The organism is Liquorilactobacillus oeni DSM 19972, assembly GCF_001436275.1.
GTDB classification, from domain to species: Bacteria; Bacillota; Bacilli; order Lactobacillales; family Lactobacillaceae; genus Liquorilactobacillus; species Liquorilactobacillus oeni.
This window is the reverse complement of the sequence record NZ_AZEH01000039.1, coordinates 342,694-357,594: the sequence shown is the minus strand read 5'-3', so window position 1 is coordinate 357,594 and position 14,901 is coordinate 342,694. Positions and strand designations below refer to the sequence as shown.

Below are 14,901 nucleotides of genomic sequence, written 5' to 3'. Positions count from 1 at the left end.
AGGAAGTCTAACATGTTTAAATTAGTTTTAAACGTTTTCGAAAAAGCTACAACACAACATTATCAACTATTGCTGGATGCAGATCCTTCCAAAAAAGCAGTTGATTCATACTTAGCACGCGGTATTTGTATTGAAGCTAAAAAGTCTGGGTCTGGAGTCCTTGTGGGGTGTGGTAGTCCTTCTTTTAACGCGTCCTGAAACGCTCGAAATTGTCAATCTTGCAGTTGTAAAAGAGTACCGTCAACAGGGAATCGGAACTTATTTAATAAACTATTCCTTAGAATGGGCGCGAAATAAACAGGTTAAAGTAGTTGAGGTTGGTACAGGAAGTACAAGTTTTAATCAGCTTTATCTTTATCAAAAGTGCGGTTTCAGAGTAATAGGAATTGATTCCGATTTTTTTGTAAAGCATTACGAAAAGCCGCTGTTTGAAAACGGCCTTCAGTTGCGTGATATGCTTAGGCTGCATCAATATTTATGATACTGCTGTAAGAGGAGCAGACTAGTTGGTTAGTAGCAGTTGAAAATGATATATTTAAACATATAAAGACTTGCAGGAAGGAGAGATTAAAAATGTCAATTTATGATTATGAAGCCACTTTGGAAAACGGCGAGACTTATTCTCTAAAAAAGTATGAAAATCATCCTTTAGTAATTGTCAATACTGCTACAAAGTGCGGTTTAGCTCCCCAATTTAAAGAACTCGAAAAAATCTATCAGGAGTATCATAAGAAGGGACTGATTGTTCTTGGTTTTCCTTCCAATCAATTTCACCAAGAAGTAAGCGATAGTAAGGAAGCTGCACAAAGTTGCCGAACAACATACGGAGTTTCATTTCCAATGCATCAAATTCATGATGTCAATGGGGAAAAGGCACTTCCGCTTTTTAAGTATTTGACAAGCCAAAAACCTGGTAAATTTACTAACGCTATTAAGTGGAACTTTACCAAATTTCTAGTAGATGAAAAAGGACAGGTAGTGGAACGTTTTGCGCCTACTACTGTGCCGCAGAAAATGATTCCTAAAATTGAAAAATTACTTGAAAAACAGCAAAGTTAATTTTGCTGTTTTATAGGCTCGCTGAACGTTTACTTGAAAAGTAAGGAGGGTCAGAATGGACTTCACACGAGATAATTTAATGTATGCTGCAATTTTTGGCTGGTTCAGCTTCGTTTGGTTTGGATGGGCACAAGAAGCACCACCGTCTGAGTGGAGAATCTGGCTAGGAATTGGAGCGGCTGTTGCTTTAATCACAGGAATAGCTGGGGCAATATTAAGTTTTTATCATTGGCATTCAAAGACTGCATTGGCTGCCATAGCTAATTTTAATTGGTACCTGATTATTTTCGCTGCTGAGGTAATTTTAATTTTGGCAGGTTCTTTGCTTCTTTTGTGGCTTCATAAAGAAGAACAGGTTGCCCCTTTTATTTCGCTGCTTGTTGCACTCCACTTTGTCGGACTTAAGTTCGTATTTCAAGATGAACTTTTGTTCCTCCTGGCTGGTTTGATGCTGATAGTGACTTTTGCTGCTTATCCTTTGGCAAACTATCTGCATGTTTCCCTCAGCGCACTTATAGGCGGAGGAAACGGCGTAATTTTGCTTGGTTTTGCGTGGGTAGGGTTGCTGCGCTTTCTTTCGTAGCAAAAATATCCAACTTATTAGACAAGCAGCAGTTGAAGAATTTATTTTTATGCACTTTGTTTAAATTCATTCAACTGAAAAGACGTAAAATAACATTGAGTTTCGGTGAGAGTTCTTAATACCCAGTTGTACTTTTTAAGCAGACATGGTAAGTTAATAATATTAAAAAACGAAACGAGGGATCCTGACGTTGAGAAATTAATCCAATTTGTTGAAGCTGCATTCAGATTGTTTTCCATTCTTGTGGAGCAGTGTGCAGATTTTCAGGATTAGGATTAATTTCTCAACCGAGGGGTTTTTTGTGTTCCTTAGGTTTCGTTAATTTCACTTCTTTTTCTGAAAATAGCTAAGATATTTGTATTTTTCAGAAAAAGGTGAACTGAATGACTAAAATTGAAATTAAAAATTTGACCTTTGGCTTTAATATTCGTGAACAAACTCTTTTTGAGAATATTTCATTAACAATGGACACAAATTGGAAGCTTGGTTTGATTGGACGCAATGGGCGCGGAAAAACAACGTTCTTAAAACTTTTGCAGGGTGAATATCCGTATGACGGCAAAATTGAAAGACAAGTTGCCTTTACCTATTTTCCTCAAAAAATAAATGATAAACAACAGTTGACATATTATTTGCTGCAGGAGCTATCGGCTTTTGAGGATTGGAAGCTCAAGAAGGAATTGAACCTGCTTCATTTGAATCCTGACATTTTGTGGCGCAGTTTTGACAGTCTTTCGGGTGGTGAGCAGACTAAGGTGTTATTGGCCGTGTTGTTTGCTGACGAATTTAATTTTCCCTTGATTGATGAGCCAACTAATCACTTGGATTTGCTTGCACGCAAACAAGTCGCACATTACCTGCAAGAAAAGCGGAAGGGTTTTATTGTTGTAAGTCATGACCGCAGCTTTGTAAATAGTATAGTGGATCATGTGCTGGCACTTGAAAAAAAGCAGGTAGTTTTGTCTCAGGGCAATTATGCAATCTATGAAGAACAAAAGAACATGCGTGATAGTTTTGAAGAAGAAGAGAACGTCAAGTTAAAAAAAGAAATTGGTAGATTGAAAAAAACTTCCTCTGAAAAGGCCCAGTGGGCGCATGGACGCGAAAAAGATAAATACGGATCGCCTTCTAAGCTGGGCAGCGGAGCTGTTTATGATACTGGTTTTATCGGAGCCCGGGCAGCCAGAACGATGAAACGTTCTAAAACACTTGTAAAACGTATGGAGAAGGAAACGGCAGCTAAAGAAAAACTGTTGAAAAACATTGAAAAAAATGAATCGCTTAAAATGAATTTTAAACCAAGCCATCACGAACTGTTGTTGAAAGCTGAGAATTTACAGTTATTTTTTGAAAATAAGCCTTTATTTGCTCCTGTTAACTTTGAGTTACGGCGAGGTGAACGTCTTTTGCTTAAGGGGCGTAACGGTGCAGGGAAATCTTCTCTTGTCAAATACTTGTTAAATGATTTTAAAGGCACAGCAAAAGGCAATATTATTAAGCCGCAAGTCTTGAAATACAGTTATGTGCGGCAAGATTATGAAGATAACAAGGGAACGTTGCAGCAGTTTGCAAAAAGATATCAATTGGATTATACAGATTTAGCGAACAATCTGCATAAACTTGGAGTCGAACGTGATGCTTTTGAAACTCCTATTGAAAAAATGAGTATGGGACAGAAAAAACGAGTAGAATTGGCAAAATCGCTTGCGGCATCTGCTGAGTTATTTATCTGGGATGAACCATTAAACTATTTGGATGTTTTTAATCAAGAACAATTGGAAGAACTTATTAAAACGGTTAAACCCACTATGCTGATCGTTGAACACGACGATGCTTTTATAAAGAATATTGTTACAAAGAGTGTAATTTTATGCTGAACGTTCAAGCCATGGCAAATCAATTGTTGCCTGCGAGAAACAGTTTATTAAATACTTTATTCTCAAGAACAGAGGTATTAAGAGCTAATTTGTACTATACTAAAATGAAAATATAAATTAGCAGGGGAAAATTAATGAAAAACTTTATCTTTGATTTTGATGGAACACTGGCAGATTCTGGAAAAACCGGGGTCCTTGCAACTCAGGCTGCTTTTCGTGATTTTGAATTAAAGCAGCCTTCTGCAGCGCAGGTTCAATATTATATGGGCATTCCGATTGAAATTTCATTTAGAAAAATGTCGGATAGAGAATTTTCTAATGCTCAGTTTGAAGAATTGCTAATTACTTTCCGTAAACATTATAAGAATCTTGAATTGAGCAGCCTTTCCTTATTTCCTAAGATGAAGGATGTTTTGGAACAACTTTATGCTGATGGAAAAAATCTTTTTGTTGTTTCCAGTAAGCATTCAGTAGCATTGCAACGCAATCTTGAACGTTTAGAAATTGCACAATACTTTAGAAGTGTTTGTGGTTCTGATCAGGTTGCACATTTTAAACCGGCACCAGATGGTATCCTGAATTTAATAGCACGCTATAAACTAATTAAAAAGGAGTGCATTATGATTGGTGATGCAATTTATGATCTTCAAATGGGAAAAGCTGCACAAGTGCGGACTTGTGGTGTTACTTGGGGAGCACATGAACGCAGTCTTTTACAAAACGAGAGTCCAGATTACTTGGTTTCACAAGTTCCAGAACTGCTAAACTTGGAATAACTTAAAAACGTATCAGGTAAATTGATGGAACTGGGTTAAATTAGTGTTTAACTCAGTTTTTTGTATTTTCTTGCAGTTTCCATGTCTAAATTTGACTAGTAATTCGCAGTTAATGCTCAAAGTCTAACGGCTATTGGCACATTTTCTGAGGTTCCGTGAGAAGAAAGGACTGATCATAGTGACAGAAAAAGTTTATGGAGAACGGGTTAAACTTGCATTTCTTCCAGTTGAATTAACAAGTAAGGAGTACCAGATTTTTAAGAATCCACATGTGGTTAAGTACACGAAACATGGGGCGTTCAAAAATGCAGATGAAGCTCTTAAATTCATTATGAAACATAATCAAGAAAAAGATTTTTTTGGTGTCTATTTAAAAAGGACCAATGAGTTGATTGGAAATTGTTAGCTCATTGTTAAACAAGAAACAGCTTCAGCTGAGCTGGCATATACTTTGGCAGAAGAATTCTGGGGAAAAGGATTAGGAACTGAGACTGCAAGAACCCTAATTGATTATGGTTCCAAGACTTATTCATTGAAAAAGATAATTGGTGCGTGCACTACTGGAAATATCGCTTCTAAGAAAATTCTGCTTAATAACGGTTTTCATTTTATTAGGCAACAAGACAATGCTTTTCAAAAGAAAGAACTCTCCTATGCTCTTTTGTATTTTGAAAAAAGATTGAGAAAATAAAAAACAAGAGGAGTTGTGCCAAAAATTATATTTTGGTCCAACTCCTCTTGTTTTAGCTTGATAGTATACGAATTAACATCGTTTCATATAGCCGAATATTCCCACTTAACTATGTTAGTAATTCGCAGTTAATGCCCGGGAAATAACGAATGTTGGCATATTCCCTTTTGTTTTTAAAAAAATTGATTTTTAAAGATTCTCAAGAGTATGCTTTTTATCCTTACCAGCAAGAAAGTATCCTACAGCGTAAATGGACCATGCCCAGACGATATGTCCAAAGAATTCGGAGAAGTGTTCATCAAAAGGTTGGTTCCATGGTGCGGGAACTGTTCCCATCGCTGGCATGATGATTATATGAAATGCTATCCAAATAGCAATCCCATAAGCAGCACCTTGCCAAAGAGTAACTTTACTCCAATATTGTGCTAGAAATAGGAATAAAGCAGCGAAGACGATCGAGAAAGCAAAATGAATAATAAGAGCAACATAAAAAACTTTCTGATCTGTAGAATAGTAGACAAATGCATGTGTTGTGGCATGTGACATCCCAAACTGCTCCAGTAGATGCTGAGGCGGATTTGTGGCATTGCGTGCTAAAGTCCGTGGCGGCAAAAGTGCTTCCCAGCCAATTTTGACCATCCCTGAAATCATACCAGCAATAAAACCGTACCAAATACTTTTTAATGCAATTGCACTAAATGGAGCTTTGGGTTTTGAAAATTGAAACATCAGATCACCTCATTAAAATTAAATACATTTTTAGTATAGAAGTATGTGAATTTTTTATCAAGAGCAAAAAGAATTTTTTTCAGCAACTTTCTTTTTAAAAATGAAAGCAGCTTTTTATTTTCCATAATACTTCTAAATAACAACAAACAAAAAGGATAAGCGCATTCATTGCTGTAAACAGTCTTGTATGCTATAAATAAGAAAAATCTTATTGGAATATTATGTTAGTTCTTATAAAAATCAGAGTAGTGAAACTTGAAACGACTTAACGTTGGCAAAAAAATTTTTTTAACTACCCACCATGGTGAGCTTTAATGAAAGTGAGGGAGAAGTATGACAATACAGCCTCTCAGTATTGATATTCCAGGTGAAGAACTTGTTTTTCTCAAAAAGCGTCTCAGACAAACGTTGCTTCCTTCAAGTTTATGTGCAACAGATTGGCATCTGGGTATAAAGGCCGACTACTTCACAAAAGTGATCTCTTATTGGAGTACAGATTATAATTGGAAGAAAGAAGAGGACAAGCTTAATCAATTCAACCATTTTCGGACAGCAATAAATGATTTTGAGATTCATTTTATTTATGAGCGTGGTGAAAGTAAGAATTCGATTCCTCTGCTTCTCACACATGGGTGGCCTGACAGTTTTTTAAGATATACTAAAGTAGTTTCGCTTTTAACTAAAAAAAGAAAGTTGAATGTTTCACAAGAATTTTCTTTTGATGTCATCATACCATCTCTTCCTGGTTTTGGCTTTTCCAACTATCCTAAGGTAGAACAATCAATTAATAATAAAACAATTGCAAATTTGTGGCACGAATTAATGACCAAAGAATTAGGTTTTAGTAAGTATATTGCAGCAGGTGGGGACCTTGGTTCGGGAATTTCCCGTTATTTAGCCGTTAATTTCCCTGCTGATCTGTTAGGAATTTATCTTAACGACGTTGGTTTAATTAGGGAGTTGTTAACTCCTAAAAATAAACAGCTGACACAAGCAGAACACGATTACCAAGATAAAACTTTGAAATGGATGGATAAAGAAACTGGTTATATCAATATCCAAGCTACCAAACCACAAACTCTTTCTTTTGCACTTGCTGATTCTCCAGCTGGAATGGCTGCTTGGATTCTTGAAAAGTTCTACACTTGGAGCGGTAACGATACACAGTTAGAATTGGATGATGTCTTAACGAACATTATGATTTACTGGATAAGCAATTCGATTTCTACAGCAAACAGAATTTATTATGAAAATAGCCATTTCTTGCCGGCAATTGATAAAATTGCAGTTCCCACTGGTATGGGTATTTTCCCCGAAGATCTAGTTTTGCCTCCAAAAGACTGGGTAAAAAGTCATTTTAACTTGATTCATTGGACAGAAATATCGAAAGGGGGACATTTTACAGCATGGGAAAATCCGCAGGAATATGCGGATGACCTTGCTGAATTTGCACAAAAACTACTATAAGCTCGTCTTTTTAAAAAGAGTTCTCTTGTAAAAAGCATCCGCTGCTTTTACAGAGATCTCTTATTTTTAATTACTTTTGTATGAACTACTGCATCTTATCAGCAAGCTGAATTATGGCTTTTTTTAAATTGAGTGTAAATAAGTTTTAAAATAGGACGTAAATTAACGTTTTTAAACTTATGTTATAATAAGCAGTATTGCCAAATTTTAAAGGAGTGAATATTTTATTAACGAAAAAAATAAAAAGATCAGTTTATTTAGCCTGGTGATGTTGGGTCTAGGTTCGCTTATCGGTTCCGGTTGGCTTTTTGGCTCATGGGAAGCAACCAAAGTTGCTGGACCAGCGGCACTTATTTCGTGGATTATCGGAGCAGTGATTATTGGTGTGATTGCATACAATTACATTGAATTAGGTACAATGCTGCCTGAATCTGGGGGAATGAGCAAATATGCACAATATACACACGGCTCACTTTTGGGTTTTATTGCATCATGGGCAAATTGGATCTCATTGATCACTTTAATTCCAATTGAAGCAGTTGCAGCCGTTCAATATATGGGTTCGTGGCCTTGGTCATGGGCAAAATTCACCCACTCTTTTGTTAGCGATGGTACGATTACCACTGCCGGGCTTTTGATTGTATTCTTGTTCATAATTATTTTTACACTATTCAACTATTGGTCTGTTTCTTTATTGACGAAGTTTACTAGTTTTATTTCTATTTTTAAAATTGGTGTGCCGTTATTAACAATTCTGATGCTTTTTCTTTCAGGTTTTCACCCTGGTAATTTTGGAAATAATTTGCAAACTTTCATGCCGTATGGTTCTGCTGCAATTTTTAAGGCAACAACAGTTTCAGGAATTATTTTCTCTTTTAATGCTTTTCAGACAGTAATCAATATGGGAAGTGAAATAGAAAATCCCAAAATGAATATTAGAAGAGGAATCGTTTTTTCCTTATTGATAAGTGCAATAATTTACATTCTTTTGCAAACAGTTTTCATTACCTCCTTATCACCACAGATGATTGCAAAAACAGGATGGGATGGGATCAACTTCAGCTCACCTTTTGCAGATTTAGCTATTTTGTTAGGCATTCACTGGCTCTCGGTTCTTTTATATATGGATGCGTTTGTGTCTCCTTTTGGAACAGGAGTCTCATTTGTGGCTTCAACAGGCCGTGCATTGGCAGCCATGATTGATAATAAGCACTTGCCGCATTTTTTGGGCCACATTGATAAAAAACTTGGGATTCCTAGGGTAGCGATTGTGACTAATTCATTATTAAGTATGGTTTTAGTTTCTGTTTTTCGTTCATGGGGAACATTGGCTAGTGTAATCTCAACTTCAACATTGATTGCTTATTTGACTGGCCCGGTTACTGTAGTGTCCTTTCGTAAGATGGCACCTGAATTTAATAGACCAGTTCGAAATTCCAACTTAAAATTCATGGCACCCTTAGCTTTTGTGCTATCATCCTTAGCTGTCTATTGGGCCATGTGGCCGACAACTATTCAAGTAATTCTTGTTATCTTGATTGGACTACCATTTTATGTTTATTATGAATGGAAAACTGACTGGGCTAAAACAAAAAAGCAGATTGCAGGGAGCTTGTGGATGATTTTTTATCTGATTTTTTTAACGCTGATTTCTTATATCGGCAGTAAAGATTTTAACGGACTAGGAATTATTGGCTATCCGTATGATTTTCTAGTAGTTATTATCGTTTCCTTATTTTTCTATCATTGGGGCACAGAAAGCCGTTTATTTACTAAATATTTTAAACAAGCCAAAAAAGTTAATAACCGAACAAGAAAACGAGCAGACAAACAGGAAAATAATTTAGAATAGAATTCTTTAAAATCGGGATGGAGTGCATATAAGCAGTGTCGCTTTTTTACAGATATTTATTATATGCTGCTGATTTTAGAAAGTGTGACATGAATCACTAGTGTAAAGGCTGGGAAGTACAGTGATATGAAAACTATAAGATAATACAAAACAGGGCCACGACCAAAACACAATTTTTGGGTCGGCCCTGTTTTGTATAGGAGCTGCTTTTCTTATTTTTGTATTAATAAAATGTTTTATTTTAATGAAACATGAAATTAAATGATATAATTTAGTTAAACATGTAATTATTTATATTTGTTGCCAAAATTCAATGAATTGAATAGAGAATGCAGCTTAAACGTTGAAAATTAAATAAAGTAATTGTTCGAATAAGGGATAGAATGCGTAATTAACGCTGCAAAAATAACAAATCGATTTCCAGAGTTCCTTTTTATTTGAATGAAAGGATAGAGAATATGAGCAAATACGATGCTTTGTGGATGTACTTTCATGATAGGACAGAACCTCAGATTAAGCTTAGCTTTGCTAAAATAAAAAAGATCGCTGGCATTGAATTGGATCATTCCTTTTTAAGCTATAAAAGGGAATTATTACGTTATGGATATACGGTCAGCAAAATTTCACTTAAAAATCAATATGTGATTTTTAACAGGATTGAGTAGTTTAATGCTACAGCTAAGGCCGCATATATTATTTTCATCTTCATTTTAAAATTATCATAGACAAAAGAGCTGCAGTTAAGTTGCCAGAATTTCGGCAACTTATTTTTCTATAAAAATAGAGCCTGGCATTGACGTGAATCTGCTTTTACATCAAGCTGGGCTTTTTATTTTAGAAAATCAATTTTTGCTGCTAAAGTGCAGACCATTCCTACCGTATCCCCATTTATAAATATAACTTGCAAGTTCTTCAGGTGATTCTTTAAGCCCGGTTTTCAACCAGTATCTGACTGAACCGATAATTCCATTAAGACAATATTCAAACATATAATGTTCCTCTGCTTTATTTTTGAAATCATAGTCTTGAATTTCTTGGTCATTTTTTAAAATTTCACTTTTGGCATTAGTTAAGAATTCTGTTAAAAACTTAGGGTCATCAGTTAATACGAAAAGAGCAACAGCAGATCTTTTTTTCACAACTTCTAAAATACTTGTCAAAACATTCTTTAGTGAATCCGGACTGGTTCTTCTATTAATAATGGTTAGTAATTTTTGAGTGGTTTCTTGTTCCATGGCACGCATGCAATCAGGGATATCTTGGTAATGAGCATAAAAAGTGGCACGATTCACGTCAGCAAGTTTACATAATTCAGTAACAGTGATTGCGCTAAGCAATTTTTTTTTCAACAATTCTATTAAGCTGCTTTGGATTATAAGTTTTGTCATCTGTACTCGGCGATTATTTTTGGTTCCAGGCATATAACACTTCTCCTTTATACGGTAAATTAAACATTTTTTCAGCAAGCGTTTATTTTTAAACATTCTTGAGATAATTGTCGGTTGAAAAATACTTTTCTTTATTCTAACATATTAATATCATTTAAACACATTGTTTAAATGATGTCACGGTGTAATAACAAAAAGTTAGAAGGAGAGTAAGTCATGAAGGGGAGTAAAAAGCAATTCATCATTCAAGCGGTTGTTTGGCTGTTTATTATGTGTACTGCAATTGTCTTGTTGCCTAACGTTAGCCAGTTAGTGCGTGACAAGGGTCAGACAAAGCTGCCAAGCAGTGCTAAAAGCCAGGTCGCACAAGTTATTCAGGATGATTGGGGCCGCAAGCAAAATAATACACGGCAGGTAGTCTTAGTCTTTAATAATGGAGATTCACCATTAACAGCGACACAAAAAAATGACATCACAAAGACCATTAGCCATTTTAAAAATAATAAAAATAAGTATGGAATCAAAGCAATCACAGCACCTAATGATAGTTCAGCGACAAAGAAACAGTTGATCTCAAAAGACAAATCAACTGAACTTGTACAGCTGATGGTTGACAAGAAACAGACGGTTCAAAAGATGACTGCTAAATTGTCTGCAGGTGCTAAGACACAAGGCGTAAAAACGTATGTGACAGGAAGCGATATTCTTAATGATGACTTCATTCAGGAAACTGAGCAGGGTTTAAAGAAGACAGAATTAATTACAATCATCTTTATCTTTATTATCTTGGCATTAGTTTTCCGTTCACCTATCACTCCAATAATTTCATTACTTTCGGTAGGAGTTTCATTCATTATTTCATTAAGCATTGTAATGAATTTAGTTGAAAAGTTTAACTTTCCGTTATCAAACTTTACCCAAGTTTTCATGGTTGTAGTTCTTTTCGGAATTGGAACGGATTATAATATTCTGCTTTTTGACCAGTTTAAAGAAGAACTCAGTCGTGATGACAATGTTCTGAATGCCACAAAGAATGCTTTAAGAATTGCCGGTCGAACAATTCTTTACAGCGGATCGTCAGTTTTAATCGGTTTTTCAGCTTTAGGTTTGGCAAATTTTTCGGTTTATCGTTCTGCAGTCGGCGTTGCGGTGGCAGTTGCGATCTTATTGCTAGTTCTGCTGACTTTAAATCCTTTTTTCATGTGGATTCTGGGACGTCGAATGTTTTGGCCTACTAAAAACTTCGGCAGTGGAAATAGCAGCCGTTTGTGGCATGGAATTTCGCTGCATTCTGTCAGACACCCATTCATTGCGCTTTTAATAGTAGCAATCGTTGGTGTGCCATTCTTATTAACGTATGATAATCAGTTAAACTACGATACTCTTGCAGAATTAAATGATTCTATTCCGGCAAAACAGGGTTTCAGGGTCGTGCAAAAGCATTTTTCAAAGGGAACAGCAGAGCCTTCTACTTTGTATATCAAAACAAATCGTCCCTTAAATAATGAAAAGGACCTAAAAGAACTTGATGCCTTGACTAAACGTCTAAAGAAAATTTCAGGAGTTAAGACAGTGGCTTCGGTCACCCAACCGGGCGGAGCTGAAATCAGTAGCTTATACGTTAATAAACAGCTTAAAACTGTTACGAATGGAATGGATAGTGCCAGCAGCGGTCTCAGTAAAATCGGCAGCGGGTTGAGCAGTGCTGACCAGCAGCTGGGAAATGCAAACCTGCAGCAGGGTGTGAATGGTGCGCAGAAATTAGCAAGCGGCACTAATACGTTAAAAAATGGCAGTCAGCAGCTTGAAAGCGGTGCGACGACATTGGCAAACGGGGCTTCTGCGCTGCAACAAGGAACCAACACCTATACCAATGGTATTAATACCCTCAGCAGTGCATTAAATACTCTGAATAGCAAACAAGCTCAAATTTCTTCTGGAGTAGGAACTTTAAATAATGGTGTTTCAAAGCTGCAAAATGGTTCGCAACAAGTTGCTGCAGGTCTGCAGGAACTGCAAAGCAAAGTTAATGCAGCTTCTAGTACCGGTGATACTTCACAAATTCAAGAATTAAAAAGCAAGTTGGGACAACTAAACAGTGCAATGGCTGAATTAGAAAAGTCGACTGGTAGTTCTACTTCATTACCGGATATGAACGGAATAAAAACAACTGCTGACGCATTAACAGCTTCAAGTACAAGTACTGAAAATGACGCAAAAAATTTGCAGGGTGTATTAGAAGATTTACAGAAAAAGGGTTCTGATTCTGCTACTCAGCAGGCAATGCTATCTCAAATCTTTGATGCAGTTGCCAAAAGTGGTACAGCTTTAAATAATTCACAAAAAGTGGCACTCTCTACTGTAATGGGTTCAATAATGGAGAATAATAATCAGCAACTTAAAGGAGCCTCAGAAGCTGCAGAAAAATTACAGACAGATCTTGCGGCACTTTCAACAAATGGCACTGATTTGACAAAAGAATTGGGCCAACTTAGTGCTCTTAGTTCGCAATTGACAAAATTATCAGACTTAAATAAACTCGCAGCAAATTCTATTCAAGCAAACAATGCCTCAATGCAGGCTTTGGATAAGCTTAGCCAAGCAGTTCAGGGCATGCAGCAGATTAAAGGTGCTTTGAATGGAAGTGCTGGCCAAACAGGCTTAACCAGCGGCTCACAACAGGTTGCCAGCGGTTTGGATCAACTTAGCTCAGGCACAGCTGAAATGTCCAGCCAGTTATCACAGTATACTAATGGGGTGGCAACTATAACTGCAGGTGCTAATAAGTTATCTGCTAACTCTGCTTCTTTGACTAACGGAACAGCACAATTGGCTGCAGGTAACAACCAGCTGGCTGCTAAACAAAGTGAATTGACGGCTGGGTTATCAACAGTTAATAATGGACAGGCAACTATGGTTACTTCTCTTCAAGGTTTGGTAGGACAAATGCAGACCTTAAAGAATGGTTTAGGTGCTGCAAGCACCGGTACTCAAAAGATCAACCAAGGTGTTGGTACAGCTAACAATTATTTGACAAAATTAAAAAATTCCGCGGCCGCTAAAGTTTACTATGTTCCTAAGAGTGTTTTAAACGGTAAGGAATATCAGCAAAGTATTGATAACTACATGTCAGGTAATAAGCATGCAACAAAGATGACAATTGTGTTAAATGAAAATCCAAGCTCTGCAAATGCTATGGATAAGGTTTCCTCTATTCAAAATCAAGTTCAAAAATCCTTAAAGGGAACAGCTCTTGCAGGAGCAACAGTTGCAATTGGCGGAGAAACATCTACAGTTAATGATCTCCATAAAACTGCATCAAATGATTTTCTCAGAACAGCAAGCATCATGTTAATTGGAATTTTGATTGCATTGATGGTTATTACGCGTTCAGTATTGCAGCCTTTCTATATTTTAGGTACACTGCTGCTTTCTTATGTGATGGCCTTAAGTATAACAAAACTTATCAGCAGCGTTGTACTTGGACAAAGCTTATTAACGTGGAACACACCATTCTTTGGCTTTATCATGCTGATAGCATTAGGGGTTGATTACAGTATCTTCTTGATGATGAAATATCGTGAATTTGCTAAGATTTCAGGAACTCCGATTGTCAGAATAGTGCGTGCTGCAGCAGTAATCGGTACAGTGGTTCTTTCAGCAGCCATTATCTTAAGCGGTACTTTTGCGGCGTTGATTCCATCGGGAGTTTTGACCTTGATCCAGGTAGCATTAGTTGTGATTATTGGATTAATTATTCTTGTCTTTGCAATTCCAACTATTATTCCGAGTCTTATTCGACTGACGTATCCTTTGGATGATAAAATGGAGAATGAAGAAAAATTTAAAGAAGCTGTAGAAAAAAAAGAGAAAAGAAAAAAAGATAAGTAATTATTTTCTAAGTATTTTGAAATAAAAGTCCCAAAAAGCAGCCTATACAAGGCTGCTTTTTATGTTATTTTCCAATTAAAATATTCTTAAATCAGAGGTTAAAGTAGTAGAAAATAAAATTGCAGTAGTTGCAGATAGTCATGGAAATGTAACTGCATTAAAGGCTGTACTTCAAGATGCTTTAAAAAAAGGTGCAAGTGAATTCTGGTCATTAGGGATATCGGTTTTAGTGGAGCAAATTCCAGAGAATGCTTCGAGCTGCTTGCAGAGCAGAACACAACACAATATTTGTTGGGAAACTGGGAAACAAGTTATAATGAAGTACTTGCTGAAAAAAGCTTTAACCCAGACGACCCCAGTGATGTCTATTTTGTAATGCTTGTTAAATATGAATATGAGCATTTAAATCAAGCTTGGAATAAAATAATTGCTGATTTACCTCTAAATTCAAAAAAGTGGGTTTGCGATAGACTCTTTTCTTTATCACACAATCTTCCTGAAAAAAACTATGGACCAGATTTACTGCCAGCTCAACCGCAAGATAATTTTGAACAATTAGTACTTGATCCATAAATTGACGTGGCGCTT

General features: G+C 36.4%; 15 protein-coding genes. 13 read left to right on the top strand and 2 right to left on the bottom strand.

Annotated elements, in window-relative coordinates; translation table 11 throughout:
- The first annotated feature begins 12 nt into the window (after positions 1-12).
- The 8 genes from FD46_RS10635 (at position 13) to FD46_RS06880 (ending at position 4,986) form a co-directional block, all read left to right on the top strand.
- Positions 13-198: a hypothetical protein gene (locus tag FD46_RS10635; RefSeq protein WP_235805595.1), complete on the top strand. Its 186-nt coding sequence runs from the start codon at positions 13-15 to the stop codon at positions 196-198.
- Entirely contained in the window at positions 170-481 is a 312-nt protein-coding gene (locus FD46_RS06910) for a GNAT family N-acetyltransferase (RefSeq protein WP_235805594.1), read from the top strand. Before FD46_RS10635 ends, FD46_RS06910 begins: the two co-directional genes overlap by 29 nt.
- A gap of 92 nt (positions 482-573) precedes the next feature.
- Entirely contained in the window at positions 574-1,059 is a 486-nt protein-coding gene (locus FD46_RS06905) for a glutathione peroxidase (RefSeq protein WP_057896424.1), read from the top strand.
- A 55-nt stretch (positions 1,060-1,114) separates the two neighbouring features.
- Positions 1,115-1,642: a hypothetical protein gene (locus FD46_RS06900; RefSeq protein WP_057896423.1), complete on the top strand. Its 528-nt coding sequence runs from the start codon at positions 1,115-1,117 to the stop codon at positions 1,640-1,642.
- Positions 1,643-2,025: 383 nt separating this feature from the next.
- Positions 2,026-3,519, top strand: a complete 1,494-nt coding sequence (abc-f, locus tag FD46_RS06895) for a ribosomal protection-like ABC-F family protein (RefSeq protein WP_057896422.1) — start codon at positions 2,026-2,028, stop codon at positions 3,517-3,519.
- A gap of 134 nt (positions 3,520-3,653) precedes the next feature.
- A complete protein-coding gene (locus FD46_RS06890; RefSeq protein WP_057896421.1) occupies positions 3,654-4,295 on the top strand; it encodes an HAD family hydrolase in 642 nt (213 codons plus the stop codon).
- A gap of 178 nt (positions 4,296-4,473) precedes the next feature.
- Positions 4,474-4,701, top strand: coding sequence for a hypothetical protein (locus FD46_RS06885; RefSeq protein WP_057896420.1), 228 nt, complete (start codon positions 4,474-4,476; stop codon positions 4,699-4,701).
- Between the two features lie 3 nt (positions 4,702-4,704).
- Complete coding sequence (locus FD46_RS06880; RefSeq protein ID WP_083479389.1) at positions 4,705-4,986, top strand: GNAT family N-acetyltransferase; 282 nt, start codon at positions 4,705-4,707, stop codon at positions 4,984-4,986.
- A 189-nt stretch (positions 4,987-5,175) separates the two neighbouring features.
- Here FD46_RS06880 and FD46_RS06875 read toward each other — a convergent pair whose 3' ends face one another.
- Positions 5,176-5,715 carry a YagU family protein gene (locus tag FD46_RS06875; protein WP_057896418.1) on the bottom strand — a complete coding sequence of 180 codons (540 nt, stop codon included), beginning with the start codon at positions 5,713-5,715 and terminating at the stop codon, positions 5,176-5,178.
- Positions 5,716-6,048: 333 nt separating this feature from the next.
- Between FD46_RS06875 and FD46_RS06870 the strand changes: the two genes are divergently transcribed.
- The 3 genes from FD46_RS06870 (at position 6,049) to FD46_RS06860 (ending at position 9,699) form a co-directional block, all read left to right on the top strand.
- Positions 6,049-7,182, top strand: a complete 1,134-nt coding sequence (locus FD46_RS06870; RefSeq protein ID WP_057896417.1) for an epoxide hydrolase family protein — start codon at positions 6,049-6,051, stop codon at positions 7,180-7,182.
- Positions 7,183-7,408: 226 nt separating this feature from the next.
- A complete protein-coding gene (locus FD46_RS06865) occupies positions 7,409-9,034 on the top strand; it encodes an APC family permease (protein WP_268872851.1) in 1,626 nt (541 codons plus the stop codon).
- A 458-nt stretch (positions 9,035-9,492) separates the two neighbouring features.
- A complete protein-coding gene (locus tag FD46_RS06860; RefSeq protein WP_057896415.1) occupies positions 9,493-9,699 on the top strand; it encodes a hypothetical protein in 207 nt (68 codons plus the stop codon).
- A gap of 177 nt (positions 9,700-9,876) precedes the next feature.
- On the opposite strand, the gene FD46_RS06855 is transcribed toward FD46_RS06860, so the two are convergent.
- Positions 9,877-10,455, bottom strand: a complete 579-nt coding sequence (locus FD46_RS06855) for a TetR/AcrR family transcriptional regulator (protein ID WP_057896414.1) — start codon at positions 10,453-10,455, stop codon at positions 9,877-9,879.
- Between the two features lie 183 nt (positions 10,456-10,638).
- Between FD46_RS06855 and FD46_RS06850 the strand changes: the two genes are divergently transcribed.
- Together FD46_RS06850 and FD46_RS06845 are read left to right on the top strand one after the other, a co-directional pair.
- Positions 10,639-14,313, top strand: a complete 3,675-nt coding sequence (locus tag FD46_RS06850) for an MMPL family transporter (protein WP_057896413.1) — start codon at positions 10,639-10,641, stop codon at positions 14,311-14,313.
- A gap of 291 nt (positions 14,314-14,604) precedes the next feature.
- Positions 14,605-14,886: a hypothetical protein gene (locus FD46_RS06845; protein WP_235805593.1), complete on the top strand. Its 282-nt coding sequence runs from the start codon at positions 14,605-14,607 to the stop codon at positions 14,884-14,886.
- The last annotated feature ends 15 nt before the right edge of the window (positions 14,887-14,901 follow it).